Annotated in this window: 24 protein-coding genes and 2 tRNA genes; 11 read left to right on the forward strand and 15 right to left on the reverse strand. The window is 46.1% G+C overall.

Annotation, left to right across the window (positions count from 1 at the left end):
• Positions 1-79 precede the first annotated feature (79 nt).
• The gene (rpiA, locus tag MDMS009_RS10865) at positions 80-772 is read left to right on the forward strand and encodes a ribose-5-phosphate isomerase RpiA (protein ID WP_008291676.1); all 693 of its coding nucleotides are present in this window, start codon (positions 80-82) and stop codon (positions 770-772) included.
• 34 nt (positions 773-806) lie between these two features.
• Here the strand turns inward: rpiA and MDMS009_RS10870 are convergent, their stop codons facing one another.
• Positions 807-1319 carry a peroxiredoxin gene (locus MDMS009_RS10870; protein ID WP_043888211.1) on the reverse strand — a complete coding sequence of 171 codons (513 nt, stop codon included), beginning with the start codon at positions 1317-1319 and terminating at the stop codon, positions 807-809.
• A gap of 164 nt (positions 1320-1483) precedes the next feature.
• On the opposite strand from MDMS009_RS10870, the gene MDMS009_RS10875 reads away from it, so the two are divergent.
• From MDMS009_RS10875 to MDMS009_RS10885, 3 genes are all read left to right on the forward strand, one after another.
• Positions 1484-2494 (forward strand): Gfo/Idh/MocA family protein, encoded by a 1011-nt coding sequence (locus tag MDMS009_RS10875; RefSeq protein WP_008291258.1) that lies wholly within the window; start codon positions 1484-1486, stop codon positions 2492-2494.
• Positions 2495-2516: 22 nt separating this feature from the next.
• Positions 2517-2840, forward strand: a complete 324-nt coding sequence (locus MDMS009_RS10880) for a hypothetical protein (RefSeq protein ID WP_008291707.1) — start codon at positions 2517-2519, stop codon at positions 2838-2840.
• 64 nt (positions 2841-2904) lie between these two features.
• Positions 2905-3261 carry a VOC family protein gene (locus tag MDMS009_RS10885; protein ID WP_008291451.1) on the forward strand — a complete coding sequence of 119 codons (357 nt, stop codon included), beginning with the start codon at positions 2905-2907 and terminating at the stop codon, positions 3259-3261.
• 2 nt (positions 3262-3263) lie between these two features.
• Here the strand turns inward: MDMS009_RS10885 and MDMS009_RS10890 are convergent, their stop codons facing one another.
• The 6 genes from MDMS009_RS10890 to mfd all read right to left on the reverse strand — a co-directional run bounded on the left by MDMS009_RS10890 (position 3264) and on the right by mfd (position 11748).
• Entirely contained in the window at positions 3264-3983 is a 720-nt protein-coding gene (locus tag MDMS009_RS10890; protein ID WP_008291530.1) for an SIMPL domain-containing protein, read from the reverse strand.
• Between the two features lie 52 nt (positions 3984-4035).
• Complete coding sequence (locus tag MDMS009_RS10895) at positions 4036-5028, reverse strand: alpha-L-glutamate ligase-like protein (RefSeq protein ID WP_008291215.1); 993 nt, start codon at positions 5026-5028, stop codon at positions 4036-4038.
• Entirely contained in the window at positions 5028-6536 is a 1509-nt protein-coding gene (locus MDMS009_RS10900; RefSeq protein ID WP_008291699.1) for an inactive transglutaminase family protein, read from the reverse strand. Before MDMS009_RS10900 ends, MDMS009_RS10895 begins: the two co-directional genes overlap by 1 nt.
• Positions 6537-6547: 11 nt before the next feature.
• Positions 6548-7378, reverse strand: coding sequence for an ATP-dependent zinc protease family protein (locus MDMS009_RS10905; RefSeq protein ID WP_043888213.1), 831 nt, complete (start codon positions 7376-7378; stop codon positions 6548-6550).
• Between the two features lie 126 nt (positions 7379-7504).
• Positions 7505-8284 carry a methyltransferase domain-containing protein gene (locus MDMS009_RS10910; RefSeq protein ID WP_008291513.1) on the reverse strand — a complete coding sequence of 260 codons (780 nt, stop codon included), beginning with the start codon at positions 8282-8284 and terminating at the stop codon, positions 7505-7507.
• Positions 8285-8286: 2 nt separating this feature from the next.
• Complete coding sequence (gene mfd / locus MDMS009_RS10915) at positions 8287-11748, reverse strand: transcription-repair coupling factor (protein WP_154647022.1); 3462 nt, start codon at positions 11746-11748, stop codon at positions 8287-8289.
• Positions 11749-11893: 145 nt separating this feature from the next.
• On the opposite strand from mfd, the gene MDMS009_RS10920 reads away from it, so the two are divergent.
• The 7 genes from MDMS009_RS10920 to MDMS009_RS10950 all read left to right on the forward strand — a co-directional run bounded on the left by MDMS009_RS10920 (position 11894) and on the right by MDMS009_RS10950 (position 19148).
• Positions 11894-12100: a hypothetical protein gene (locus MDMS009_RS10920; protein WP_036312891.1), complete on the forward strand. Its 207-nt coding sequence runs from the start codon at positions 11894-11896 to the stop codon at positions 12098-12100.
• Between the two features lie 11 nt (positions 12101-12111).
• A complete protein-coding gene (gene uvrC, locus MDMS009_RS10925; protein WP_008291283.1) occupies positions 12112-13953 on the forward strand; it encodes an excinuclease ABC subunit UvrC in 1842 nt (613 codons plus the stop codon).
• Positions 13954-14003: 50 nt separating this feature from the next.
• Positions 14004-14561: a CDP-diacylglycerol--glycerol-3-phosphate 3-phosphatidyltransferase gene (gene pgsA, locus MDMS009_RS10930; RefSeq protein WP_008291475.1), complete on the forward strand. Its 558-nt coding sequence runs from the start codon at positions 14004-14006 to the stop codon at positions 14559-14561.
• A gap of 38 nt (positions 14562-14599) precedes the next feature.
• Positions 14600-14675 (forward strand) — tRNA-Gly (locus tag MDMS009_RS10935).
• A gap of 67 nt (positions 14676-14742) precedes the next feature.
• Positions 14743-14816, forward strand: a tRNA-Cys gene (locus tag MDMS009_RS10940).
• Between the two features lie 618 nt (positions 14817-15434).
• Positions 15435-16439 carry a helix-turn-helix domain-containing protein gene (locus MDMS009_RS10945; protein ID WP_154647023.1) on the forward strand — a complete coding sequence of 335 codons (1005 nt, stop codon included), beginning with the start codon at positions 15435-15437 and terminating at the stop codon, positions 16437-16439.
• A gap of 603 nt (positions 16440-17042) precedes the next feature.
• Positions 17043-19148 carry a methyl-accepting chemotaxis protein gene (locus MDMS009_RS10950; protein WP_008291737.1) on the forward strand — a complete coding sequence of 702 codons (2106 nt, stop codon included), beginning with the start codon at positions 17043-17045 and terminating at the stop codon, positions 19146-19148.
• A 342-nt stretch (positions 19149-19490) separates the two neighbouring features.
• On the opposite strand, the gene MDMS009_RS10955 is transcribed toward MDMS009_RS10950, so the two are convergent.
• From MDMS009_RS10955 to MDMS009_RS16525, 8 genes are all read right to left on the reverse strand, one after another.
• On the reverse strand, positions 19491-19769 hold the full coding sequence (locus MDMS009_RS10955; protein ID WP_008291765.1) for a hypothetical protein: 279 nt from the start codon (positions 19767-19769) through the stop codon (positions 19491-19493).
• Positions 19770-19797: 28 nt separating this feature from the next.
• Complete coding sequence (locus tag MDMS009_RS10960) at positions 19798-20160, reverse strand: hypothetical protein (protein WP_154647024.1); 363 nt, start codon at positions 20158-20160, stop codon at positions 19798-19800.
• 235 nt (positions 20161-20395) lie between these two features.
• Positions 20396-20923: a diguanylate cyclase domain-containing protein gene (locus MDMS009_RS10965; RefSeq protein WP_008291458.1), complete on the reverse strand. Its 528-nt coding sequence runs from the start codon at positions 20921-20923 to the stop codon at positions 20396-20398.
• Between the two features lie 55 nt (positions 20924-20978).
• The gene (gene galU / locus MDMS009_RS10970) at positions 20979-21833 is read right to left on the reverse strand and encodes a UTP--glucose-1-phosphate uridylyltransferase GalU (protein WP_008291277.1); all 855 of its coding nucleotides are present in this window, start codon (positions 21831-21833) and stop codon (positions 20979-20981) included.
• A gap of 62 nt (positions 21834-21895) precedes the next feature.
• Positions 21896-23650, reverse strand: coding sequence for a sugar phosphorylase (locus tag MDMS009_RS10975; RefSeq protein WP_008291255.1), 1755 nt, complete (start codon positions 23648-23650; stop codon positions 21896-21898).
• An 11-nt stretch (positions 23651-23661) separates the two neighbouring features.
• Positions 23662-24885 (reverse strand): glycosyltransferase family protein, encoded by a 1224-nt coding sequence (locus MDMS009_RS10980; RefSeq protein WP_008291719.1) that lies wholly within the window; start codon positions 24883-24885, stop codon positions 23662-23664.
• Positions 24878-25999 (reverse strand): HAD-IIB family hydrolase, encoded by a 1122-nt coding sequence (locus MDMS009_RS16520; protein ID WP_008291335.1) that lies wholly within the window; start codon positions 25997-25999, stop codon positions 24878-24880. The genes MDMS009_RS10980 and MDMS009_RS16520 overlap by 8 nt, the downstream gene beginning before the upstream one ends.
• Positions 26000-26032: 33 nt before the next feature.
• A complete protein-coding gene (locus MDMS009_RS16525) occupies positions 26033-26641 on the reverse strand; it encodes a hypothetical protein (protein ID WP_008291251.1) in 609 nt (202 codons plus the stop codon).
• Between the last annotated feature and the right edge of the window lie 89 nt (positions 26642-26730).

The raw sequence follows: 26730 nt of genomic DNA on the forward strand, positions 1-26730 counted from the left end.
TAGGCAGTATAGCTGGACAATGCCAGCCTGAGTGTTAAGCTGAGCCCATATTTTGCCAATAGGCGCAAGGAGGTTGTCAATGACAGCGCAAAACATCATGAACCCAAAACAGCGTGTAGCAGTACATGCCGCGAACCTTGTAGAAGCAGACATGATCGTTGGTTTGGGAACCGGTTCGACTGCAAATTTATTTATTGAGGCACTGGCAAAACGCAATCGTAACGAACACCTTAAAGTGACCACGGTCAGCAGTTCAGCGATAAGTGCCGTCAAGGCAAAAGAGGCGGGATTACCGGTTGTCTCGATTGATTCGCTTGATTATCTGGATATGTATGTGGATGGTGCCGATGAGGTGACACCGGATCTCACCTTACTCAAAGGCAGGGGGCAAGACCTTGTCAGAGAAAAACTATTGGCTTCGGCTGCCGATCAATTTTATGTGTTAGTGGATGAAAGCAAACTGGTTGAGCATATCGGTCAAAATTTCCCGGTACCTGTTGAGGTGTTACCCGAGGCATGGAAGCTGGTTTTAGCGCAACTTAAACAGCACGGTGGGGTTGGTGAATTGAGAATGAACGCGGCGGGGGACAATGTCGCGTTTACCGCTCACGGCAGCTTGGTTTTGGATATGAGCTTTGAGCATATTGACAGCCTTGAACTGACGATGCTGCTGGATACCATTGCTGGCGTGGTTGAACACGGCATTTTCAGTGACTTAGCTTCTGCCGTCTTTATTGGTGGAGAACAGGAAGTCGAGGAACATTGGCGTTAGGCAGCCGGCGACGCCGGCTGCCTTGCCACTGCGTTTAGGCTTTTAGTTGCTCTAAAATGGTTTCGGCTTTGGATTTACCAAACTCGCCAGAACCCTCGACACCAAGGTAAGTCACCGTACCGTCTTTGACAATCATCGCAAAACGGTAACAACGTACACCCATACCACCGCCTGTGAGATCGCGATCCAGACCAAGGGCTTTAGCATACTCTGCGCTGCCATCGGCCATCATGCGAACTTTGCCTGTGGCTTGATTTTCACGACCCCATGAGGCCATCACAAACGCATCATTTACCGCCATGCACCAAATCTCATCGGCACCGGCCGCTTTGATTGCGTCAGCATGTTCGACAAAGCCCGGTAAGTGTTGGGCTGAACATAAAGGTGTATAAGCACCGGGTACGCCAAAAATGACGATGGTCTTGGCTTTAACTTGCTCGCCAACATCCATCGGCTGAGGGTTCATAGGGCACCCGTTTTCCGGGTCAAATTCAGTTGATTCGGTTAGCTTGCCAGCTGGGAGGGATTGGCCAACTTCAATAGTCATGACGACTCCTTTTGTTGCTGATTGAGAGATTAGGCAGCTTAGCATAAGCCATTAACGTGAAGATAAAAACGCCACAAGCGCCGGGGTTTTATGAGTTTGGTTTTCACTGCCTCAGCCGTTATCATGGCGGACATCATTTGTTTTACAAATAAAGGACTTTTTTCATGGCTGAACAACAACTGCGCTGGGGTATTCTTGGTGCCGCACGTGTCAATGACAAATTATTGCCAGCAATTGTCGAAGCGCCCAATGCGCGTTTGGTCGCGATTGCCAGTCGCCGTGCTGGTGCTGCTGCAGAAACCTTGCAAAAGCATGCACCTGATCAAACCGATGTGGAAACGTTGGACGATCCAGAGGCCTTATTGAGTCACAGTGGTGTCGATGCTATTTACTTGCCGATGGCGAATGAAGAGCATGCTGAGTGGGCATTAAAAGCGATTAACCATGGTAAGCATGTTTTAATTGAAAAACCGATGGCGCTGACAGTGGCGGATATTGACGCCATTGAAGCAGCTGCCAAAGCGAATAATGTAACGGTGATGGAAGGCTTTATGTATCGCTTTCACACTCAGCATGATTACGTTAAAGAACTTCTCGACTCAGGCAAAATTGGTGAAGTTCGTACGGTTAAAACAGCCTTTGCGTTTCCCATGAAACCTGCTCGTTTATATCGGATTAACCGGGATATTGCCCACGGTGGTGGGGCGATGTGGGATATTGGTCCTTATGCGGTTCATACTGCCCGTTTATGGTTTGATCATGAACCCGTTGCGGTGACAGCCTTGGCGAAATTGAATGAACATGGTGCTGACGTCAGCCTGAGTGGTATTTTTGATTTTGATAATGGTCGTTACGCTCACTTTGAAATGAGCTTTGAGCATTCTCGTCGTAGTGAATACCAAATTATCGGCACCTTGGGCGGCATTAAATGTCACACCGTTTGGCAACCTGATACGGAACCTGCCTTGGTAAGCTACTGGACGGATGCGGGTGAAGAAGAGACGGTTTCATTACCTGCAGCGAATCACTTTAACCGCGAAATTGAGCATTTCTCTGACTGTGTTCTGTCAGGTAAAGCACCGTTTTTATCTATGGCGGACGCTCGTGGAAATTGTGCTGCCATCAATGCCGCCCTGCAGTCTGCACGTAAAGGACAGGTTGTTCGAATAGCTTAATTACTCGGCCATAGGTAACACAATGCGGAAACTGCATATTGCGATCGCCACCAACAAGATCGATGAATCCATCGAAGATTATTCCATTCGCTTAGGCGTTCGTCCGTGCTCTTCAATTGCGGGTGAATATGCTTTGTGGCGAACTGAGTCGCTGAATCTATCGGTACGCCAAGACGCTAGTTGTGCTCCTGGCACTTTACGACATTTAGGTTGGGAAGAGTCTTCGGCTGAAGCATTTACACAGGATGTGGATATTAATGGCATTGTGTGGGAGAAATTCGCTGCACAGCATCAAGCCGATGAGATTAATGAAATATGGCCTGAGGCTGACTATAAACCGGGATAAGACTAGAAATGTTAGGCTTTACAGAGTCTCGGCGCTTGGCTGTTTATTTAAGGAACCCAGATAGATGAGCGAACATGAAAAACTGAACTATGTTGAGTTTCCTGCAGCTGATTTAGCCGCTACCAAGGCCTTTTTTGCTGCCGCATTTGATTGGTCGTTTGTCGACTATGGGGCTGAGTACACAGCCTTTTCCGGGCAAGGTTTGGATGGGGGCTTTTTTCAGGCTGATAGCTGTTCCAATACCGCTAACGGAGCCGCTTTGCTGGTCTTTTACAGCAATAATTTAGAAGCAACACAGGCGAAAGTTAGTGATGCTGGCGGCAACATCGTTAAGCCCATTTTCAGTTTTCCTGGCGGTCGCCGGTTTCATTTTACAGAGCCAAGCGGCAATGAGTTTGCAGTATGGTCTGATGTAACGTGATCTTAATCAGATAAATAATATTCGATGGTCGACACGACGCGGATCTTTTTTATATGTGGATTGTTTTTATCACGAGGACTGATGCTGAATTGACCCTGTGAGGCGCGGCGTATTTTGCCCAAACTACTGTCAGAGTCATCAGCAAACTTTTCTGCAACTTCGCGCGCCTTGCGCGTGGCTTCTTCAATCATCGCAGGTTTGATTTCATTGAGACGAGTGAATAAATACTCTGTCTGTGACTGGTAGTTATTTCCAGTTAATACAATACCTTCTTTGCCTAGCTCTGACAGTTTACTCATGACCTGTCTGACGGTTTCAATTTCCTCGGAATAAACGGTGACTGTTTGCATCCCTGTGTATCGAAACTCGGCACGTTGATTGCCGCCATATTGCTGTGCCGATTTATCGGTGATGGCGGGCGAAGTGAGTGAGATATCATCACGTTCGATACCTTGTTCAGTCAGAAACTGAATAATGGTCTGCGTGTTGTTATCAATATCAGAATAGAGTGTTTGCAGCGAATTATCTGCCAAAGTGAATTGAATAGGCCAAATGACAATGTCGGCCATAAATTCTTGTTCTGATAAGCCTTTTACGGTGACGCTGCGCTCGAATTCTTTATAACTGATGGCAGCATTTGCCAACAAAAAACCAAGGCTACTTAAACCCAGAAATAATGAAATACCCAGAACAAGGGCATTCAGAGATCCTTTTTCCTGCATCATGTACTCCTTGATAATCAGCCTTAAACTGTTAGCGGCAGTTTAGCAGTGATTATAGTTTCCGTGAAAAATGCTCGCGAGCAAAATCAACACGCTGTTGAGCGGTCATTTTATGTTTATGGCCTAAGGCTTCAACTTGGCGTAACCGGGGTAATAATCCTTCGCCATTGGCGACTTGGATGCTTAGGCCCGGTCGAGCATTAAGCTCTAGTAACATCGGCCCTTTATGGCGATCCAATACGATGTCAGTGCCTAAATAACCTAAGCCTGACATTTCGTAGCATGACACGGCGAGAGCTAATAATTGCTCCCAATGTGGGACTTTCAGGCTGTGCAGATTGGTGCCTGTGTCTGGATGTAATAAGATTCGACGGTCAAATTGTACTGCACGCAAAGCACTGCCATCACCAATATTAAGACCAACGCCTACAGCGCCTTGATGCAGGTTCGCTTTGCCATTGGAATCAGACGTTGATAAGCGCATCATTGCCATCACTGGAAATCCCTTGAATACAATGACACGTGTATCCGGAACACCTTCATAAGTGAAGCCAGTAAAACAGTCATCAAACTCAATGAGGGCTTCAATGATGGCGACATCAGCGCGACCACCTAATGAGAATAATCCCGCCAGAATGTTTGAAACATGTCTTTCCAGGTCGCTTAAACTGACCGTTTGCCCATTGGCTTTGTGGTAGCCGTTTTCATCATTACGCGTGATAACTAAAATACCTTTACCACCCGAGCCATGAGCCGGTTTGATACAAAAGCCGGGGTAGGTCGCAATTAACTCACTTAAGTCGCCCACTTCATGTTGCTCGCGGATGACACCAATCAAGTCAGGTGCGGTAACGCCATGATCCAAAGCGATTTGTTTGGTCTGCAATTTATCATCAACCAATGGATACAAATGACGCGGGTTATAACGGCTGATATATGAAATATTACGTCGATTCATGCCCAAAACGCCCTTGCTGGCTAATCGACTGGGATGAACATAACGGTGTTTGACATCCCGTAGCCAGTTAATCAGAGGACCGCTCATTATTTATCCTCAACCATCGGTTTAAAGCGTTTTAGCTCAAGTAGACGATAACCGGTGTAATTACCTGCCATAAGTACCAAAGCCATCAAAATTAACTGAATACCGAGGAAGTTAAAGGTCAGGTGACGGATCAACTCATTATTCATCGCAAGATAGGCCAGCACGGCAACCAAGAGTGACCCACCACCTTGAATGACGACCTGATGGGGGCCTTCCTCTTCCCACAAAATCGACATGCGTTCAATGGTCCAGGCTAAAATAATCATCGGGAAGAAAGTGACTTTCATGCCCTCTGTCAGGCCCAACTTATAAGCAATGATTGAGAAGATGGCGATAATACCGATGACCATGATTATCACAGCGGATATTCGGGCGACCAAAAGCAGATTGAGATAGGACAGATAGGAGCGAATCACCAGGCCAGCGCCGACAATCAATAAAAAGCCGACCAAACCGGTTATCAAGCTGGTTTGAATAAACGCTAAGGCAATCAAAACGGGCATGAACGTGCCAGACGTTTTTAGACCGACCAAAATACGCATTAGTACCACCATCAATACGCCAACCGGTATCAGTAAAATACCTTTAAACAGGGCTTGTTCTTCAAGCGGCAGCGTATATAACGAGAAGTTGAGCAATTCGTTATCAGCAAATTTTTGGTTTAAAGCGACGCTAAATGGCTGCTCTTGCTCAATCATTGAAAAAGTGACGTGTGAATTAATGCCTCCGACGACTTCCAAAACAGGGCCCGAGTGGTATTCCCACAACAATAGATTTTCAGGACGTCCGCGTTCACCGGTTTCAGGATTAAACAGTTCGTAATCTTCGCCATCAAATACCTGAATGTAATTCACAAGTTCTTGTCTGCGCCGACCATCTTCCAGATATAAGGCGTGTACTTCTCGAGCAGGAACTCCGGCCTGATGCAGTAATTGCACAATCCAGTTCAGCTGTGGCTTGAGCTGTGCCAGTAATTGCGCGTTCTGAGACTGTATATTGAACTCTTGGATCAATTCGCGGGCGAGTGTGTATGGGTTAGAGGAGCGCTCTTGAGCACGATCTAATAACTGATTCGCTGCTGTCGCATAGGGTTCTTTTTCAATATGAACCTTCAACTTCGGTGGTTTGCTTGTTTGTGGTGGTGCGGCGTAGGGATCAAGCAACATATCGACTTTATAGTAGAGCGCTTGTTCGCCCGATGCGTTGCGAACTGACCATTCGGCGCGATCGCCACCTGTTTCACGTTCAGAAAAAGCCAAACCATAGCCTGGGCTGGCGGTTTGTTGATTCAGTTGTGTGAAACCAGGCTGAGTGTTGGGGATTGCTAATGAAGCCAAAATTTCTTCACCGGTCGCGTCAAACTCCACTTTGGCTTCGATGGACCATGTTTGGCGTGTTTCGCCTGGTAACCAGGGAATGTCATACGTGTAGTGACGGTGCAGAGTGAGGCTGACACCGGCAATAATAAGCAAGCCCACCAACAGGTAAAAAGGTTTGCGTGATGCCATTACTGAGTCCTTTATTGTTTCTTCGTTTTACTGACTGCTTCTAATTGCGGCTGGCCTTCAACGATTGCAGGTTTGGGTTGAATATTTTCTCTGGCAACATCCACAATAGCGACATCCCGCAGAAACTCACGGCCAAGCAAAATGGGATAACTCATTTGAGTGCGGTCAGTCAGTGTAAACTCTGCGACCTCAGTCATTTTCCCCAGCCGTACTGTGAGTGAGGCAACCGGACGGCGATCCAGTTCATTACTAGAAGCCTGCCTAATTTTGACATAACGTACGAGCGGCGCTTCAATCTCAAAGCTATCATCACTATCGTCCGGGGCTAAGCGGAAACGCACCCAGCGTTTGCCATCCTTCTCAAAAGGCGTAATGTCTAAGGCACTAATCGAAGAGGTTTTTGCGCCGGTATCGATGCGTGCTTCGTACACACGGTTCACCGACTCAATCCATAACCACTCATCTTTACCAACAACAATCTTGTTGCCGAGGTTTTTGCTGTCAGTGACTGCAACAGGTTGCGGGCATTGGCTGGGCTTTTTAGCAGTAATGACAGCGGGTTGAACCGGTGGTGTGTCCAGTTTATTTTCGATCTGCTCGAGTCTCTGATCCAGTTGTCGCTGGCCTTTTTGTACTAGCTGATACTGATCGAGATTCGTTTGCTGTTGATCTTGCCAGCCCTGGCATTGTTGTTCCATTTGTTCAGCTAATCTTAATTCCGTTTCGGTTAAAGCGTTAGTTAACTGAGCTGGGCTAACGGTAGGTGTCGGCGGTGTTCTGTTAATACAGCCGCTTAGCAGAATGCTTGAAATCATCAGAAGAGGGACAAAAGTTTTAACCATGTGATTCCTGTCGTGGAAATTGAGTTTGAAACAGTCCAAAACCAACTGCTTATTGTAGCAGAGAGATTAAGAATAAAGATGTGGCTTGATTAGAAGTTTCGTATTGCCATACTTTTAGTATCTGGTTCAGGTGTCATTACCTTTGCTGCGACGTAGCAATAGGTGGATATATCTGCCCATATCGCGATAAGTAGGCATGCGGCAATACTGCCTTTCCAAAGCAAACAGTTCAGCGTCGTTGCTGTTGTCATGTGCTTGCTTGGTCATGTAATCGTTAAACACACGAATGCCAGTATGTTTACAGACGGTAAAGCCGAATTCAGTTAATGCCGCAATCACATCATGAGGAAACTGTGGGTTAGGTGGCGTGAGTTTGTTACCTTTGCCCAAATAACTGTCTTCTAAAATGTGCTTTAATCGCCAGCCGCCTTTCAAGACATTGTTATAAACCATAGCGTTGCGGTTATAAAACAGCAAGGATAAATAACCGCCATACTCGACCTTTTGAGCCAGCGTTAATAAAGATGGAAGCGGGGCAGCCAGCCATTCGATGACAGCATGGCATAAAACGACGTCAAAGGCTGGTGTTTGAATTGCAAGCGACTGCGCCGACTGATGATGAAAGCTGGCAGACTCACCATGCTGTTCAAAGTTAGCCTGAGCTTTTTCCAACATCTTTGAGGAAAGATCACACAATGTCAGTTGGTGACCTTGTTGCGCTAACCACAGGCTGATTTGTGCCTGACCACACCCTGCATCCCAGATAGTGAGTGGGGCGCACTGTGTAAATTGGGCCAGATCTTCCTGTAATAACTGCAAACGCCAGCCACCTTTGGCCGTGTCATAGATGCGAGTCTCAAAGCGATCAATCAAGTCGTCAAAGTTACGATCTTGTAAATCAGCCATGACTATTTGCCAAGTAGGGCATCCAGCAATTTATCCAGTACCACAATGCGTTCCTCAGCCTCTGGCATATCATCAACAAACCGCAACTTGTCTTGACCATCCAGCTTGAACCGCTTGGGCTGTTTTTGGATAAGGTTGATAATGGTCATGGGATCGATATTAGGCTCTTGCTCGAATATTAAACGGCCACCGGCATCATAAACATCAATCTTGCGAATGCCGACAGCTTTGGCTTTAAAGCGAATTTCATGGATGGCAAACAAGGTTTTGACTTGCTCTGGCAACAAACCAAACCGGTCGATCATTTCAACCTGTAATTCATGCAAGGCGTCATTATCGGCTGCCGCCGCGATGCGTTTGTAGAGCACCAAACGCGTATGTACATCAGGCAGGTAATCAGATGGAATTAAAGCCGGAACATGTAAATCAATTTCCACAAAGTGCCTGTCCTGATTAGTCAGGCTTGGTTCTTTGCCAGACTTCATGGCTTTTACAGCACGTTCCAGTAACTCATTATAAAGATTGAAACCAATCTCATGCATTTGGCCGCTTTGTTCATCACCAAGCAACTCACCCGCGCCACGAATTTCCATATCATGGGTTGCCAGAGTGAAGCCCGCGCCCAGATCTTCGATAGATTCAATCGCTTCAAGTCGCTTGACCGCATCTTTGGTCATCACTTTTTGTGGCGGTGTAATCAGATAAGCATAGGCACGATGGTGAGAGCGGCCAACCCGACCACGAATTTGGTAAAGCTGTGCTAAACCCAATTTATCAGCACGATCAATAAAGATAGTGTTGGCTGAGGGCACATCGATACCGGTTTCGATAATAGTGGTACAAACCAGCACATTAAATCGCTGATGGTAGAAATCAAGCATGACTTGCTCAAGTTCACGTTCACGCATCTGACCGTGTGCGACAGCGACTTTCGCTTCCGGCATGATGGCTTCAATCTCTCTGGCGACACGCTCGATATCTTCTACTTTGTTGTGCAGGAAGTAGACCTGGCCACCACGTTTGATTTCACGCAGCATGCCTTCACGGATTTTTTCCGCTTCCCACTGCATAACAAATGTTTTGATTGCTAAACGTCGGGCTGGAGCTGTCGCAATGATCGATAAGTCGCGAATACCTGAAATCGACATATTCAATGTACGAGGAATCGGCGTGGCTGTGAGTGTTAAGACATCAATCTGACTGCGGTATTTTTTGATTTGTTCTTTTTGTGTGACACCAAAACGATGTTCTTCATCGAGTACAAATAAACCCAGACGTTTGGGTTCGATATCTTGTTGCAGCAATTTATGGGTGCCAATAATGATATCGGCCTGACCTTCACTGATGCCTGACTTCACTCTATCGAGTTCTTTTTTGGAACGAAACCGGGATAAGACTTCTACTCTTACCGGCCAGTCAGCAAAGCGATCTTTGAAATTTTCATAGTGTTGCTGGGCAAGTAACGTTGTGGGCACTAACACTAACACCTGCTTACCGGAGTGAACGGCAAGGAACGCGGCGCGCATGGCAACTTCAGTTTTACCAAAGCCGACATCGCCACAGACGAGTCTATCCATAGGATGCTCAGAAAGCATGTCTTTGGTGACGGCATCGATGGCATCTTGCTGATCGGGGGTGGGTTCAAACGGGAATGCAGCAGCAAACGCGGCATAATCCTCACCGGGTGTTGCCATCGGCGTTTTCTTATTCGCTGCTCTGCGAGCGTAAATATCCAATAATTCGGCTGCTACATCACGGGCTTTTTCGGCAGCGCGCTTACGGGCTTTATCCCACTGACTGGTGCCTAATTTATGCAGTGGCGCCAGTTCGGGAGCAGCACCGGCGTAACGGCTAATTAGGTCGAGAGAGGCCACGGGCACATAAAGTTTATCGCCTTTGGCATATTCCAAGGTGACGTATTCCGCTGTGACATCACCGATATCTAAAGTCTGTAAACCGAGATAACGGCCCACCCCATGATCTTCATGAACAACGGCATCACCCACCGATAACTCAGCCAAATTTCGAATAATGGCATCGGTGTCACGCTTTTTGCGGCTACGACGACGTCGCTGCATTACCTGCTGACCGAAGAGTTGCGGTTCGGCAATCACAGCCATATTCTGCATGGGCAGAATCAGGCCTTGTTCTAATGGGGCGACGGTCACCGCTAGCTTCGTGTCGCTATCAACAAATTCATCCCAGTTTTTTACGGTAGTCAGTTGAATCGCTTGCTGTCGCAATAAATCCAGCAATGTTTCACGGCGTCCGGCGCTTTCGGCGGCAAACAAAACACGGCCATCAAACTGCTCGATAAATTGCTGCAAGGCTTCACAAGGCTTATCTTTGCGCGCATTCATTGTCAGTTGTGGCGGTATCAAACTGGTGTAGTTTTGATGACCCGCTTTTGTTTCATGCTCGAACGTTTGCAGTTGCAAGCGTTGGTAGTGTTTAAACCGACCAAATAAATCATCAACGGGGACAAAAACCTGTTGTGGCTCTAGCAGCGGACGCTCAATATCAACGCGATGTTGGCGAAAGCGATCGCTGATTTCCTGCCAGAAGGCTTCAGCGCCATGAAGGGGATCGGCAACATTTACGATCAGCGTATTATCTGGCAGATAGTCGAGCAGGGTGCTGGTTTCTTCAAAAAACAGGGGTAGGTAATATTCAATACCACCCGGCACGTTGCCTTCACTGACTTCACGATAAATAAAGCTGCGTTGCGGATCGCCTTCGAAGTGACGGCGAAACTGCTGACGAAATAATTGAATGCCATCTTCCGACATCGGAAATTCACGCGCAGGCAGTAAGCGGATAGTGTCGATGTTTTCAATTGAACGCTGCGTTTCGGGATCAAATGTTCGCAGGGTATCAATTTCATCATCAAACAAATCAATCCGATAAGGCAGTTTGCTACCCATTGGGTAGAGATCGATAATGGCACCACGTACGGTAAACTCACCATGCTCCATGACTTGGGATACATTGCGGTAGCCAGCTTTTTCAAGTCGCATGCGCCACTGCTCAATATCGAACTGATCGCCAACCTCAAGCATCAGGGTATTGCCCTCAAGGTATGCGCGCGGTGCGATGCGTTGCATTAAGGTGGCAATGGGGACGAACAGGATGCCCTGTTTGAATAAAGGCAGTTGATGCAGGGTTTCCAATCGTTCTGAAACAATATCCTGATGCGGCGAGAAGGTATCGTACGGCAGCGTTTCCCAGTCAGGAAAATGCAGGATAGGACGGGGATTGTTACCGAGGTAGAATTTTGCCTCTAATTCCAGTCGATGCGCGGTTGCCATGTCATCGGTAACGACCAGTAAAGGCCCGTCATGCTGTTGCGCGGCGCGGGCAAGAAGTAACCCCTGTGCACTACCGTACAGCTGACCGGCGTATAAGGCCGTTTTAGCGTTGGCAGGAAGCGATGGTTGAAGCAAATTTGGCTGTTGTTTAGGCACGATTCGATTATTGTCGAAAAAAAGTCATATTTTCACATAAAAAGCGAAAGCCTTGTCAGCAACTTGAAAACAAGGCTACATTAACCCCTGCTTTTTATAGGTGAAAAGCAAGTTAGCTATACTGACAAAGGTGCAGGAGAATAAAATGGTAAAACGAACAGAGAATGTCGTGTTGTTAAAAGTGATTGGGTCATGCGAGTTAATTGTCGCATTGGCTATGTTATATTTTTTCCACGAAGACATTCCTGCCATTATTGGTGGCGTGATCTTATTAGGACTATCGGCTAATAGCTTTATTCAGGCTCATAAGTGTTACAAACGCCAATATAGACCGATTGACAATGATGATTAGTACCATGACTTATGGCTGAAGCAGAAACAAAAACAGAAACAAATGCATTTGACTCAGCCGCTTTTTTGAAAAATCTGACAGGACGGCCTGGTGTTTATCGAATGCTCGATCACACCGGCACTGTTATTTATGTCGGTAAGGCTAAAAACCTAAAAAAACGGGTATCAAGTTATTTTAGAAAAACGGGTCTGACTGCCAAAACACAGGTGATGGTGGCTCAGATTGCGGCCATTGAAACCACGGTTACGCACACTGAAAATGAAGCATTAATTCTTGAGAATAATCTCATCAAAGAGTTGATGCCACGCTACAACATCCTGTTGCGTGATGATAAAAGCTACCCTTACTTGTTTATTTCCGGCGATACCTTTCCTCGTTTGAGTGTGCATCGTGGTGCCAAGCGAAAAGTGGGGAAGTATTTTGGTCCATATCCGAGTGCTGGTGCTGTCAGAGAAAGTCTGAATTTGCTGCAAAAACTCTTCCCTGTTCGTCAGTGCGAAGACAGTTATTATTACAATCGCTCACGGCCCTGCCTGCAATACCAAATCAAGCGTTGTACCGCGCCATGTGTTGGTTTGGTTTCTGAAGAAGACTACAAAAAAGATGTGGAACACACCATCCTGTTTCTGGAAGGCAAAAACCAGCAGGTGATGGATGATCTCAGTGCGGATATGGAAGCCGCTTCACAACGGCTTGATTTTGAACAAGCCGCAGCCATTCGAGACAAGGTGATTGCGTTACGACGTGTGCAAGAACGGCAATATGTGAGTTCTGAGCAAGGCGAATTTGATGTGCTGGCGGCGATTGTCAAAGATGGCATGGCGGTGGTCGAAGTTTGCTTTATTCGAGGCGGTCGAAACTTGGGGAGTAAGAGTTATTTTCCTAAAGGTTCGGCTGACAGCTCGCCCGAGGAATTATTGGCCGCCTTCATTCCTCAATATTATCTGGGCAAGAATGTACCCAGTGAAATTTTATTGAGCCATCAGGCTGACGATATCAGTCTGCTACAAGACGTTTTGCAGACTGAGTCCGGTCATAAAGTCAGTCTCAGACAACCTAAACGTGGACAAGGCGTTCGTTGGATGCAAATGGCGAAGACTAATGCCGATATCAGTCTCGCTCAACGCTTAAGTAGCCGTTCTAATTTATTGCAACGGTTTGAAGTGTTGCAGGATGCGTTAGAACTGGACGAACTTCCCAAACGGATTGAATGTTTCGATATCAGCCATACCCGTGGTGAGAGAACCGTCGCGTCCTGCGTTGTGTTTGGTTTGGAAGGGGCTATCAAAGCGGATTACCGGAAGTTTAATATAGAAGGCATTACCGGCGGCGACGATTATGCAGCCATGAACCAAGCCCTGTCGCGTCGTTTTACCCGCTTACAGAAAGGCGAAGGCAAACGCCCAGACTTATTGCTTATTGATGGTGGTAAAGGCCAGATAAAAGAAGCGCAAGAAGTACTGGCAGAATTGAACCTGAGTGACTTACCGATATTGGGGATTGCCAAAGGTCCTGAGCGCAAGCCGGGGGAAGAAAGCTTGTTTTTGGTCGGACGAGCAGGAGAGGTCACCTTATCCGCTGACTCACCGGCTTTACATCTACTCCAGCAAGTGCGTGATGAAGCGCACCGTTTTGCTATTACTGGGCACAGACAGCGCCGAGCCAAGGCGCGAAAGACATCAACATTGGAACACATCGAGGGATTGGGACCAAAACGGCGTCAGAAGTTATTACAACAATTTGGTGGCCTGCAAGAGGTTCAGCGTGCTGGAGTCGAGGACCTAAGCAAGGTTGAGGGCATTAGTAAGTCGCTGGCTCAGAAAATCTATGATGTGTTCCACGGCGACAAATAAGTCTTTGTTAGTGCTAACATAACGGCGATTTTAATTTTCAAGTGACCGACATGCTAAATTTGCCCAATATTCTGAGTTTGTTACGTATCTTTCTGATACCTGTATTAGTCATACTATTCCTTCTACCGCATGAATCAGCCACTGTCTGGGCAACGATGGTGTTTGTTATTGCTGCTGTGACGGATTGGTTGGATGGCTATCTCGCCAGAAAGTGGAATCAAACCTCACCTTTTGGTGCATTCATCGATCCGGTAGCCGACAAGCTGATTGTCGTTGTTGCCTTAATCATGATTTTATTCAAATCACCGACCTGGATTATTTTAATCCCCGTGATTTTAATTATTTCTCGTGAATTAATTGTTTCCGCATTACGCGAATGGATGGCTGAATTGAATGCCAGAAACCTCGTAAAAGTTTCCAATATGGGCAAGTGGAAAACGACCTTTCAGATGATCGCCATCGGCTGCCTAATTTTCTATAAACCCTTATTAGGATTACCAATATTTGAAATTGGGGTGGCACTGCTCTATGTGGCGGCGTGGCTCACTTTGCTGTCCATGTTTCACTATCTGCAAGCTGCTTGGCCATTGTTGCGTGATAAGGGTTGACATTAAGTTTTAAGTGCCTATAATGCACCACTTCCTAAGCGGGAATAGCTCAGCTGGTAGAGCACAACCTTGCCAAGGTTGGGGTCGCGAGTTCGAATCTCGTTTCCCGCTCCAAGAATAATAAAAAGCCGCGGTCAGTCAAAGTTACTACTGCGGCTTTTTAGTTTAAGATGCCCTCAAAGGCTGAGTGGCAGAGTGGTCATGCAGCGGACTGCAACTCCGTTAACGCCGGTTCGATTCCGACCTCAGCCTCCATTTATTTTCCTATAACTCCATAATAATCATTAACGAATTTCTCGGTTCGTTAAACAGCGTTTTATTGCCTTCAGTTTTGTTTCTTACACCCAGAAAGATGGCGTGAGTCATTAAGGTAGACGTCCAGCATGGAGTTGGACCCAAAGAATATTTACCTACTGGTCTCAATAGGCTTAGGCTGGAATAACCTCACGCTGAGCAGATAGAAAATAAGCCACCATGAAACATCAAAACCACTAGTCAATGTAGCCGACATTTATGTATTTAACAGGATGGCTGCTGTGATTCCGACCGCAATTGCCGATAAAACAATGGTGATTTGTGCATAGCATGATTTTGACTCAGAAAAACTGATGGCATCTAGCCCGCGACCGCTCTGCTCTCGACGATGTATGCCTGATTATAATTGCAAAAGTCTATATGCGCTCCCACTAAAGAAAATCTACTACCCATACATGTGTTGCCGATTTTTACTATGGCTATCGAAGACAAGGCTTATTATGGTAGTAATCCAGACTGTCGGTCTGTTAAAAATAATAAGACAGAAATATCGGGTCTTTTCTAATAAAAACAATAAACTCCGATCAAATGCACAGTCTGGTTGTGAAGGAGAGAGGCGTGAATAAAGAAAAGATATGGTTAGATAACGGCCCAGATAAATTAGAAATAAAAGCAGTATGCTCTAAGTTACCAGATGTGCTAGAGCAGGCGGCGGCATTGCCTATGTGGTCTCAGGATTACACTCAATTGGATAAGGGTGAATTTTCAGGCACAGTGACCAGTGTTGCTTCTCAGGACATGCAGGTTTTTCGCGAAGCCATGAATCGTTCTGTGGATGAACTCGCCAGCGCTCCACCTAATAGTTATGTCATTGGTTTACCAACCATCGTTGAGGGTGATGCCTTATGGTGTGGCAGCAAGTTAACTAAAAACTCGTTGTTCTGCTTGGATAAAAATGAGGAACTTTTATTTAAGACTTCTCATTCATCAGAAATCACCGCAGCCGTTATTTCTGAACAACGACTTGAAGAATATGCTGAAAGAGTTGAAAAGGTAGATCTTCGTCCTCTTATGAGCAAGGTAAATCCCGTAGAAAAGCTACCACCCGATATACAAAGCCGCCTTATGGCAACTTTGTACATTGGCACTGAACACTTGGCTAAAAATATCGAAGAGGGTGTCAGCCACCCAAACAGTTGGCGCCACTTTGAAGACAATGTATTTAGTATTTGCATGCAAGCGCTGACCGCGGCAAGCAACAATAATAGTCGACATCATGAAAACCGGGTTCATCGTTATATCGTTAAAAGTGTGCGTGAGATGACGCTCACACAACATTGTGATCCCATTACTATTGGCGAGATTTGCACCGCACTGAATATTAGTCGCCGGACATTGAACCATGCGTTTCAGCAAGTGCTTGGTATCACCCCGGTTGCCTATATGCGTAATATTCGCTTGCACAAAATCAGAGCCGAACTTCAATACAAGTCTAAGCAGCTAAATAGTATTGCCTGTGTCGCCTCACATTGGGGCTTCTGGCATATGAGCTTGTTCGCCCGTTATTACCGAGAGCTATTCGGTGAAACCCCGAGCGAAACTCTTGCACGGTCACACCACTGAAACTTCGCTCAGATGACCATATCAGATGTCCAGTCTTTTACATCAAATCAATGAGACGCATTAATGGGGTTATGTGGCACTGATTTGTTGCTCAGGTGGTGGTTTCCGTCCAAAAACGACGTAAGCTAGGCGGCGCAGTAGAGGCTTCAAACACGTCATGAATGAAGAACAGTCAAGGAGCGACAATTGAACATGCTGATGCTGACCACCTTTATCATTTCATCACCCTATATGCTTTACCAGAGCTGACTTTCATCGCTGCCGACCAGTATGCCGATTAGCGCCACTATGTTGTTCTCTTGGTTATCACCAGTGTTTTGCTGTGCCTCTACGGGATAGTCTTTCCATCGCTTTCAGCCAGTGGCGGAGGATAGTTTGGAGTGGCATGATATGCACTCGGTGATGCAGTAAACAGACGGTGACTGTATCAAAAATGGTTGTGTGGCATTTGAACTTAGAATGAGATATTAAAATTTCCTATCGTGAAAATATGATAACTACCCTGCAAGAAAAATGTGACAGATTTGCCACAATCATCAGAACCTCCTCACGCATGCTCTTCCATCAAACAGAGTCCGGTGAACAACAACTCGGGAGTAAAGAATGAATTTTTCCATTCAACAACGCTTCAGCATCTGGGCTGGACTAGGCCTTCTCAGCGTTGTGTTGATGGCGGTTTTCGTGGGGGTATGGCAGTTTGATAGGATCAAGCAGACTCTTTCTAGTCAGAGTTATGACGTCACTCGTAGCCAAGTTGAAGATTACCTTCGTGTGCTGGCCAACGATACCGCAGTAACATTATCTATGCCGTTACATTCTGCAATGTATGCAATACAAGCTACTGCCTCAGCAATTGAGGCCGTTGCTGATACAAAAAGCAATCTAGACAAGCGAGATTTGGCCATTCGTATGCTGGCGCAGACGTTGACGGACCATCCCGACTTTCTCGCCACCTATGTGGCTTTTGAACCCGATATGTTTGATGACGCCGATGAGCTCGAAAAGCAGGCTCATGGCAGTGATGCCACTGGACGATTCATGCCCTATGTGACCAGAGATAATAACGGTTTTCAGGTGGCTTTACTTGAAGGGCTGGAAGATACCAGCCTTGATCAGAATGGTATCAGGGGGGGGGAATATTACCTCTGCTCTAAAGAAAGTGGCGAAAGCTGCGTTATTGATCCATACCTCTACCCGGTAGAAGATGAACAGGTCTTGCTCAGCAGTCTGGTGGCCCCCATCAAACAGGAGGGACAGTTTATTGGAATCGCTGGTGTGGATATTTCGGCCAGTTTTTTGCAATCAGTGATTAGTGATGTAGATGCGGGACTCTATAAAGGTCAAGGACGTATTTTACTGGTCAGTCCCAGAGGTATTATTTCCGGTCACAGCCAGCATACCGAGTTGATTGGCCAGAATCTGAGTGTGTTGGAAAAGTCGATTAGTGAAAACCTCAAAGAAGCGGCAGTCAGTGGTGAGACTAAGATCATTAATTCCAAACAGCGATTCATTGTGCTTAAGCCGTTTCATTTACCGGGCAATCAGCAACGTTGGGTTGCATACCTAGAAGTGCCCGAAGAAATCGTGATGGCAGATGTGGCCCTGCAAAAGCAGTTTCTTGAGGCCGCACAAAAGCAGTTTATAAGTGCAACCACAGTACTGGGGATATTTCTCTCATTACTTGGTGTGGTTACGATATGGTTAGTCGCTCGCAAAAGCATCCGACCTGTGACTGAAATGACTGAGCTGGTGGCTTCAATTGCCGAGGGGGAGGGCGATCTGACGCAGCGGCTGAATATTAGCTACCGTGATGAGACGGGTAAACTGTCAGGCCTTCTTAATACCTTTATCAATAAGCTGCACAACCTAGTGCTGCAATTGCTACCGGTAGCCAGTAATGTCAGCTCCTTATCAGCCGACGGGAGAAAAATCAGTGTGGAAACCAGTATTCAGATGTTGGAGCTGGAAAGTCTGATCGAGGATATGGTGCTGGCTATGAGCGAAATGGCTGCTGCAGCGGAGCAAATTGCCACCAATGCCGAGCGAACATCGAAATTTTCTCAGCACGCCAACGATGCGGCAACGAAAGGGGTCGAAGTGGTGCAGAAAAAAGGCGCATCGATTAACCATGTCAGTGAGTCAGTTCGTCAGTCCGAAGCTGTTCTTCAGGAACTGGACAAAGATAGCCGTGACATAGTGCATATTTTGTCGGTGATAGAGGGGAGCGCCAAAGAGATCAAAAATCTGGCGGCTAACATTACTGATGATGCCGTGACCACCAGTAAAAATAAAACCGGTTATGCATCAGAGGCAGAGCAAATTAGGATATTGGCTGGTCAGACCCAGCAAGCCACTGTTGAAATTTATGACAAGATGACTACCTTGCAGCAGAGAAATCAGCAGGCCTCAGATATGATAAGGCTCAGCGGCCAGCAGGCTTTAGAAACAGTAGGGCTGGCACAACAGGAAGAAACGGTGTTGAATGACATTAACCTTGCCATTGAAGAAGTTACTGATATGACCTTGCAGATTGCATCTGCTACGGAACAGCAAAATGCGGTGTGCGAAGAAGTCAATCATAACCTTTCAGAAGTTTCACGTCTGGTGCATCAGACCTCAAAAGGGGCGCAACAACTTCGCGGTGTCAGTAATGAGCTGGACCAGGCTGCCAGCAGGCTACAAGAAAAACTGTCTCGTTTTAAGGTCTGAGTGTTAGCATTCCTGAGCTTTTGCTGGCGCAGGGCTTACAGCTAGGCTCGCTACTCCTATGGGTGAAGTGACATATGAAGTCCATAATGATGAGCACCTATGTCTCCAGCGATGACGGGAGCGTCGACTTTTCGGTTTAACTCAATGCCAGGGATGGCGTTGCCTGAATCTCTCAACAACTCATTATGCAAATCACTAATGAGAGCAATTTTTGGCATTGTAATTTCATACGGATAATAATCTATTCTAGACTCATTAACACCGGTTCGATTCCGACCTCAGCCCCCATTCCCCATTTCTTGTTACAGAATGCTTATCAACAGCGAATGCGAAACGACGGTGTTATTCGGACGAACGTGGTTTTCGTGTAAACAGAAAGACAAAGACACAACCGATGCACAGGCCGCTGGCAAGCGCTGTGTGCTGAAATAAGGGAATGACCAGTAGCATTGGCACTATTGCTATAACAACGGCTAAGGTCGCGCTCTGCACACGTTTAAATAATGATTCTCTGTTCTCGCCAAATACCGCCTTGAACATGCGACTGCCAATGACGGCGTAGACATAGACAACGTAGGCGATAAAGGGGGAAACAAAAATACCGACAACAAACTCAAACATGGTGCGTGTTCCTCATGAGGTCGGTCACTTAATTCAGCGTGTTGGCTTGTTGGTAATCAGAAAAAAACTCTTCGGCAAAGAACACGAGATCTTCGAACAATTCCTCTTGGCTATCGATATTATTTGCATAGCGACCCCAGACAAAGCCTTTTGTTGAATGCTTATAACCGTTGGCAAAATAGAAAAGTTGTCGGTTGAAATCTAGATACAAAAGGTAGGCATCAGCGTGCTTTTCTACTCTTACAAATAATTGTGCATCGTCTCTCGAACTGAGACTGATGCCAGCATGACAAGCCAGATTTTCAATGCGTTTTTGTACATCTTGCAAACTAATATCATCTGGTTCGATGGTATAGACGATATTGATGGAAGTCGGGTTATCTATTTCCAAGCCCGTATTTGCATATGCAAAGTTGGAGAAACTGACAATGAAAAAAACGGCTGAAAAAAAGAAGGGATGGATTGGTTTCATAGGATGACAGGCTAATGTTTGGTTGCCTTAATGTAGCAAAAACCTGAGTGAATAAAAATAAGCAGGTCTTTGCCACCGAGCGAAAAACCATATTTTGTTCATTGGGTGATCAATCAAGCAAACACGTGCGAGGGCAAGGACAAGTAGGCTTGTTTTATTTCAGTACCCGGCTATGCAGTCGGGATTTTGATTGGTTGCCACCTTCATATTTAGCATCACGGACAAATTTGATCACCGTTGCCAGCATATCCAGAACACCATAACAATCATTGGGCTCTGGAGCATATGTGCTGTGACCAATACTGACGGTGGCATAGCGTCCGGTAGGTGATTGTGGATGAAACAGTTTTAACGACGCAATCGCTTTGTGTAACCGTGTTGCCAATTGAGTTGATTGGCGATAGTTCATGTGTGATGAAATAGCCATCACTTGTTTGCGGTTAAAGCGAGCAATAAAGTCGGTTTCACGCTGGAACTGACTCCGAATCGCATCCAGAATTTGGTCAAAACAGGCTGACTTGTTTTCCATGCGGGAAAACTTATCGACATCAATGATGAAGACGGTAATGGCAAAATCTTCATCGACCGCCTTATGCCATTGCTTAATTAAGGTTTCCAGAAGAGTGGCTTGGTCGATAAGTACGCCATCGTGACACTGGCTGTTGTTTGTTTTTGTATCCATAGCCGCTTCATTGAACTAAAAACAGTCGGGCCGTTTGCGACCCGACAATACAATTCTACTTGTTTTTATGATCGCGTTGATAGTAATAATTGGTGGCTTCAACAAAACCATCAATACTGCCACAGTCAAATCGCTGGCCTTTGAATTTGACCGCTAAAACACGTTTTTCTTGGGCTAAAGCACGAATGGCATCGGTGATCTGAACTTCACCATTGGTACCCGGTTCAGTGTTGCGGATATAGTCGAAAATATCAGGTGTCAGTACATAACGCCCAATAATACCGAGCCGGCTGGGTGCATCCTCCGGTTTGGGCTTTTCTACCATGTCGGTGATTTCGTAGACGCCATCTTCAATTTCATTACCTGAAATCACACCATAGCTGCTGATGTTGTCGCCCGGGACCTCTTCAATCGCAATGACACTACAGTTATAACGCTCATACATTTCAACAAGCTGGCCTAGCGCACGTTTACTGTCAGTGTGTTCTGGGTGAGAGCATAAGTCATCAGCCAAAATAACCGCAAATGGTTCGTCACCAATGATGGGTTCGCCTGTCAAAATGGCATGACCTAAACCTAACATGGCGCGTTGACGAATAAAGATAAAGTCACAATCATCCATGACTTTACGAATGTCATCCAGCAGGTTTTCTTTGCTGGAACCACGGATTTCTTCTTCGAGTTCGTAGCTGGTGTCGAAATGATCGGCAATGGCACGTTTACCGCGGCCGGTAATAAAGCCTGCTTCACTGACGCCTGCTTCAATTGCTTCTTCAACACCGTATTGAATCAACGGCTTGTTGACGATGGGTAGCATTTCTTTAGGCATTGCCTTGGTCGCTGGCAAGAAGCGTGTTCCGTAACCTGCTACAGGAAACAGGCATTTACGAATGGGTTTAGCGTTTTGCATTTATCTTTCCTTTTTTAGCCAAACTGTAACAGCGCATTATGAAGCTACTATGACAGATTGGGTTAACCATTAGTAATCCACAAGACTTGATAAGGGGCTACGCTGACCGTTTCAGCAGATTCATCGAAAATATGGCCACTTATCAAGTCCCACCAACGGTCAGTGACGACTAGATTTAGCTCTGCAATCCTCAGAGGCTGGGGCGTGTCACTGACATTGTAGATACAGAAGATACTCTGTCTTCTATCCATGCTCTGACGCCAGAAGCCAAACAAGTGTTCCCCCATGTGCAATGTGAATTGAGTCGCATTGGGATGAAAGGCACGTTGCTGCTGGCGCAGATGAATCAATTTTTTCAGCAGACTGGATACTTTGTGATGTTGCGTATCCGGATCAGCGAGTTTGTTTTGTAATGTGTCGTAATCCCATTCATGGCGATTGATGCCACGGTTTTGTTCGGTTCTTGCCCGTTTTTCAAGATCATTACTGGTGGCAAAAAGACTGTGTATATAGATGCCGGGAATACCTTCCAATGCCAACATGATCGCATGAGCACAGATAAATCGGTCGATATTCCAGTCATCCTTGCCTTGTGTGGTGCCCTGTAAAGCATCAAATAATGAGATATTGATTTCGTAGGGTTTTTTGACGCCGTTATCACCTGCGCGCCATGAAATCTGGCCACCGAAATGTTGCATGGTATTGATGAGTGAGGCAATTTCAGCTTCGGATAACAAGCCCTCAGCAGGTCGAAGCCCGATACCATCGTGTGAGGCAATGAAATTAAAATAAGCCGTCCCGTTCTGGGCGGGAGGCATGCTCATCAACCATTGTTTTAAATAGGTGCAGTTTCCGGTGACCATGGTATTAACAAGGAGAGGAGGCAATGAGAAGTTATAGATGCAGTGTGCTTCGTTGGCATTACCAAAATAGCTCAAGTTTTCACGGTTAGGAATATTGGTTTCGGTAATGATGACGGCATCAGGCTGGGCATGTTGAATCAGGCTACGCATGAGTCGCACCACTTCGTGCGTTTCGGGTAAGTTTAAGCAATTACTGCCTGCTCTTTTCCAGAGAAAGGCAACGGCATCAAGCCTGAAAATGCGTATGCCTTTGTCGAGGTAAAAGCGCACGATATTAATGAACTCTTTCAACACGTCGGGGTTACGGAAATCAAAATCCACTTGTGTATGACTAAAAGTGCACCAGACATACTTGGTGCCATCTTCGGTTTCTGTTTCTCTTAAGAGTGGACTGGTACGAGGTCTGACAACTTGGCTTACAGGGGCATTTTGAGGAGCAGTGAAAAAAAAGTCATGTCCCGGTCCCTCACCTTTAACAAAATTGTTAAACCACTCACTACTGCTGGAACCATGATTGATGACCAGATCGGCCATCAATCGGTAATCCTGGGCAATATGCTCAATATCCTTCCAGTCACCCAGTTTCTCATTCACCTCGTAATAATCCATGACGGCAAAACCATCATCGGAACAAAAAGGGAAAAAGGGCAAGATATGTACACTGTTAATAAAATCCCGAATATGCTCATTTAAAAAATGATGCAAGGTTTTCAGCGGCGCTTCATTTTGCCGCTGAACACTGTTGCCATAGGTGATTAACACCATATCGTGCTGATCCCAGTTATTTTTATGTGGGATCACTTCATGAAACGTGTCATCGAGACGCATAATGCTGATGATTTCATCAGCGAGTTGTTGTAATGGTTTTTCAGGTGATACGTCAGAGTAAATAGCCTGAAGGTGATACAAAACCGTCTCATTGAGTTGTTTCAGCTGCATGTCATTAGGCGTCATAAAGGGGATCCTTAAGCAGAAAATTCCTGATAGTCAGCTTCAACGGCTTCATAAAGGCGTTCAAAAATGTCAGGCAGGGCGCTTTGCACGCGGCTCCAGCTAGGCGTAAATGGCGTTTCCATGGGGTTTTCTAAGAACATTTGGCCTGCATCCATAATATTTTTGGCAAACATTTCCACCGATTCTTCTTCTTGATGGATATCAAATTTGAGGCCATTCATCGCCGCATCATTACGATAGGTTTCAACGAAGTCGAGGGCAATACGATAATAACTTGCTTTCAGTGTACGGAACGATTCGGTTGAGAACGTCGTGCCTTTGGTTGCCAGCTTGCGGAACAGCGACTTAGCAATATCAATCGACATTTTGGAGAGGCCGGCTTGTTGATCATCTAATGACAGCTCTTGGTGTTTGTGATCGTACACATCAGCCACATCAACCTGACACAGGCGGTTGTTAGCATAGTTGCGGTGCATTTCTGATAAAACACCGATTTCAAGTCCCCAATCGCTAGGGATACGCAGATCGGTTAATACATCACGTCGGAACGAAAATTCGCCAGCCAATGGGTAGCGGAAACTGTCCATATAATCCAGATACTGGTGATTATCGACAACTGACTTCAAGGCTCGGATTAATGGCGTCACTAATAAACGACTCACACGACCATTGAGTTTGCCACCGGCAACACGTGCGTAATAGCCCTTACAAAACTCATAGTTGAACATTGGATTAGCAACAGGATAGATGAGTCTTGCTAACAACTCACTGTTATAGGTCACAATATCGCAGTCGTGCAAGGCAATTGATTCAGCTTTTCCTGAGGCCAAAATATAGCCCATGCAATACCAGACATTACGACCTTTGCCCATTTCTCTCGGTGCCAGACCTAAAGCTTGAAGTTCAGCATCTATCGCTTTCAGGCGGGGTCCATCATTCCATAAAACGCGGTGATGTTGCGGTAACGTAGAAAAAAACTTCAATGCATGGCGATATTGTTCTTCGCTGGCGCGATCCAGGCCAATAACAATTTCTGACAGATAAGGCACCGCTTTCAGATGCTGGACAATATTGGGTAGCGCTTCACCTTCAAGTTCTGAAAACAAGGATGGCAACAATAATCCCATCGGTCTTTGTTTGCTGAATTGTAGCAGGTCGCTTTCCAGATCAGCCAAGTGTCGATCGGTCAGGTTATGTAAAGTGGTAATAATCCCATTCTGGTAGAAATCAGCCATGATTGCCTCGGGGTAAGTTAGATGAATCGGAATGCAACGTTGCATCGATGATTTTATTCACACCTTCTGCCCAGCCTTTGGGTCCGGTGTGTGTGGAAATATAGAGATTGTGCTGGCGTTCAACGGGCGGTAAAGCATGCACTGGTGAGCGAATAATCAATGCATAATCAGCCTGCTCAAGCATCGCTAGATCGTTCTGACTATCACCAATAGCCAGAGTGTGTAGCCGTGATTCTTGGCTATTGTCTTGGTAAACCTGTGTCAGCCACTCCAACGCGCGTCCTTTATCGCACTGCCCGGACACATGAATAAAACGTCCGCCTTCTAAAATCTGTGCGCCAAGTTGTTTTAAGTCCTCAATAAACTGTTGCTTGATATTACCGTTACCATGCCAGCAAACGGGTTCACCGTATTGGCGCCGTGCTGCACGCGCAGCAGCGTGGACATTAAGACCTGTCATAGCGATGATGCCGTCGATGCCGGCATCTGCAAATGTTTCGAATTGGTCTTGATATTGGGGACGAACCTGCTCAATGAGTGACTGCCACAATTGACGGGGCTCGCAGAATTCTTTGACCCAATAGGCATCTTTGATAATCGTATCTTCCGGTTGCGCATCAAAATAACCGACAGGGATAAAAACAGCAGCGCCATTTTCAACAATAAAAGGGTGAGTGTTCTTAAGGCTATCTCGCAGTAGTTCGACTTCTGCTTGAGTTTTACTGGTAACGGGAATCACGGGGATGTTTTGCTGTTCCAAATGAGCCAATGTCGGAACAGCATCATCGAAGTGATAGTTGTGATGGTCTAACAAACTGCCATCCATATCAGTAAAGACCAGCCATTGTCCCTTTGGTGCGTTTTTTTGTTCCGCTTTGTGTGTTGTGAGCTTAATGATTTGCCTGTCTGGTGCTAGTTCGTACAGATAGTGAACGTGATCTGGCAAGCTTGTCAGGCAGCTTTGAGTAATACGCTGGTAGTGTTTGATGAATCGAGACAAGGCCTGCTTGTCCATCAGCTGCCCTTGGGTATTATCAGTCAGACTATCGTAGAGTTTATTTTCTTGTTCCAGTCGCCAATTAAATACACAGTCAAAGGAGGGGGCTTTGAGCATGACCCAGATATCTATCAACTCAAATAACGAAGGTTAGAACATCGCCAGTTGCTCGTTCACATAACGACGCCAGCTGCCATCCTGATCTTCTTTGGATTCAAGATCATTCAACGGTTCAGTTAACGCGTCCTCTTGTTGTGCCTGAGCCCCCAAACACCAGCCTTCAAAAATGATGATATCAACCGCGTCGTCCACTGTTTCAAAGTGACTCTCGGGAAAGCGATCATCAGTGGCTTTGTTGAAACGTGGAATGCTTACCGGCAGTTGTTGGGTAAGATCGCTCAGTGTTTTTCGTGCAATAGCAATATCATGAGTACCTGGAACGCCTCGGGTAGCAAGCAGAGGATGAATGCCTTCAGCGAGCTTCAGACGCTCTTGGCGGGTAAAGTAAAAGTCGTCGAGTGATAGCGACAGTGCTTTGCAGTTAAAGTGCTGCTCCAATACATAGACCAATAGTGCGGCGAGGGTACTTTTCCCCGATCCCTGTGCACCATTGATACCGACAATAATTGGCTTACATGCACCTTTATGGTGCAAAAATATATCCTCTGCCAGACCACTAAACCACTGATCAGCGATTGCCTGATACGTCTGTGGTAGCTGATGCTGTTTGAGAAAACCGCTGATATCAATGTCCAGCATATCCGTGTCTCTTTGTTGTCTTCAGTTAGAATAAACAGGTCAACGCAATATTCGTACCGCTCACTTGTAATTCACTAACATTTCGACAT

It is taken from the genome of Methylophaga thiooxydans DMS010, from assembly GCF_000156355.1.
GTDB classification, from domain to species: Bacteria; Pseudomonadota; Gammaproteobacteria; order Nitrosococcales; family Methylophagaceae; genus Methylophaga; species Methylophaga thiooxydans.

Bases quoted from the DNA above. Each gene is read 5' to 3' on its own strand.
- MDMS009_RS16520 (WP_008291335.1), bottom strand. From the start codon at position 25,999: ATGCTCAAAGCCCCCTCCTTTGACTGTGTATTTAATTGGCGACTGGAA.
- MDMS009_RS10895 (WP_008291215.1), bottom strand. From the start codon at position 5,028: ATGAGCGGTCCTCTGATTAACTGGCTACGGGATGTCAAACACCGTTAT.
- pgsA (WP_008291475.1), top strand. From the start codon at position 14,004: ATGCTAAATTTGCCCAATATTCTGAGTTTGTTACGTATCTTTCTGATA.
- MDMS009_RS10980 (WP_008291719.1), bottom strand. From the start codon at position 24,885: ATGGCTGATTTCTACCAGAATGGGATTATTACCACTTTACATAACCTG.
- MDMS009_RS10885 (WP_008291451.1), top strand. From the start codon at position 2,905: ATGAGCGAACATGAAAAACTGAACTATGTTGAGTTTCCTGCAGCTGAT.
- uvrC (WP_008291283.1), top strand. From the start codon at position 12,112: ATGGCTGAAGCAGAAACAAAAACAGAAACAAATGCATTTGACTCAGCC.
- MDMS009_RS10880 (WP_008291707.1), top strand. From the start codon at position 2,517: ATGCGGAAACTGCATATTGCGATCGCCACCAACAAGATCGATGAATCC.
- rpiA (WP_008291676.1), top strand. From the start codon at position 80: ATGACAGCGCAAAACATCATGAACCCAAAACAGCGTGTAGCAGTACAT.
- MDMS009_RS10900 (WP_008291699.1), bottom strand. From the start codon at position 6,536: ATGGCATCACGCAAACCTTTTTACCTGTTGGTGGGCTTGCTTATTATT.
- MDMS009_RS10955 (WP_008291765.1), bottom strand. From the start codon at position 19,769: ATGTTTGAGTTTGTTGTCGGTATTTTTGTTTCCCCCTTTATCGCCTAC.
- MDMS009_RS10870 (WP_043888211.1), bottom strand. From the start codon at position 1,319: ATGACTATTGAAGTTGGCCAATCCCTCCCAGCTGGCAAGCTAACCGAA.
- MDMS009_RS10875 (WP_008291258.1), top strand. From the start codon at position 1,484: ATGGCTGAACAACAACTGCGCTGGGGTATTCTTGGTGCCGCACGTGTC.
- MDMS009_RS10910 (WP_008291513.1), bottom strand. From the start codon at position 8,284: ATGGCTGATTTACAAGATCGTAACTTTGACGACTTGATTGATCGCTTT.
- MDMS009_RS10905 (WP_043888213.1), bottom strand. From the start codon at position 7,378: ATGGTTAAAACTTTTGTCCCTCTTCTGATGATTTCAAGCATTCTGCTA.
- galU (WP_008291277.1), bottom strand. From the start codon at position 21,833: ATGCAAAACGCTAAACCCATTCGTAAATGCCTGTTTCCTGTAGCAGGT.
- MDMS009_RS10975 (WP_008291255.1), bottom strand. From the start codon at position 23,650: ATGACGCCTAATGACATGCAGCTGAAACAACTCAATGAGACGGTTTTG.
- MDMS009_RS10950 (WP_008291737.1), top strand. From the start codon at position 17,043: ATGAATTTTTCCATTCAACAACGCTTCAGCATCTGGGCTGGACTAGGC.
- MDMS009_RS10965 (WP_008291458.1), bottom strand. From the start codon at position 20,923: ATGGATACAAAAACAAACAACAGCCAGTGTCACGATGGCGTACTTATC.
- MDMS009_RS10920 (WP_036312891.1), top strand. From the start codon at position 11,894: ATGGTAAAACGAACAGAGAATGTCGTGTTGTTAAAAGTGATTGGGTCA.
- MDMS009_RS16525 (WP_008291251.1), bottom strand. From the start codon at position 26,641: ATGCTGGACATTGATATCAGCGGTTTTCTCAAACAGCATCAGCTACCA.
- MDMS009_RS10890 (WP_008291530.1), bottom strand. From the start codon at position 3,983: ATGCAGGAAAAAGGATCTCTGAATGCCCTTGTTCTGGGTATTTCATTA.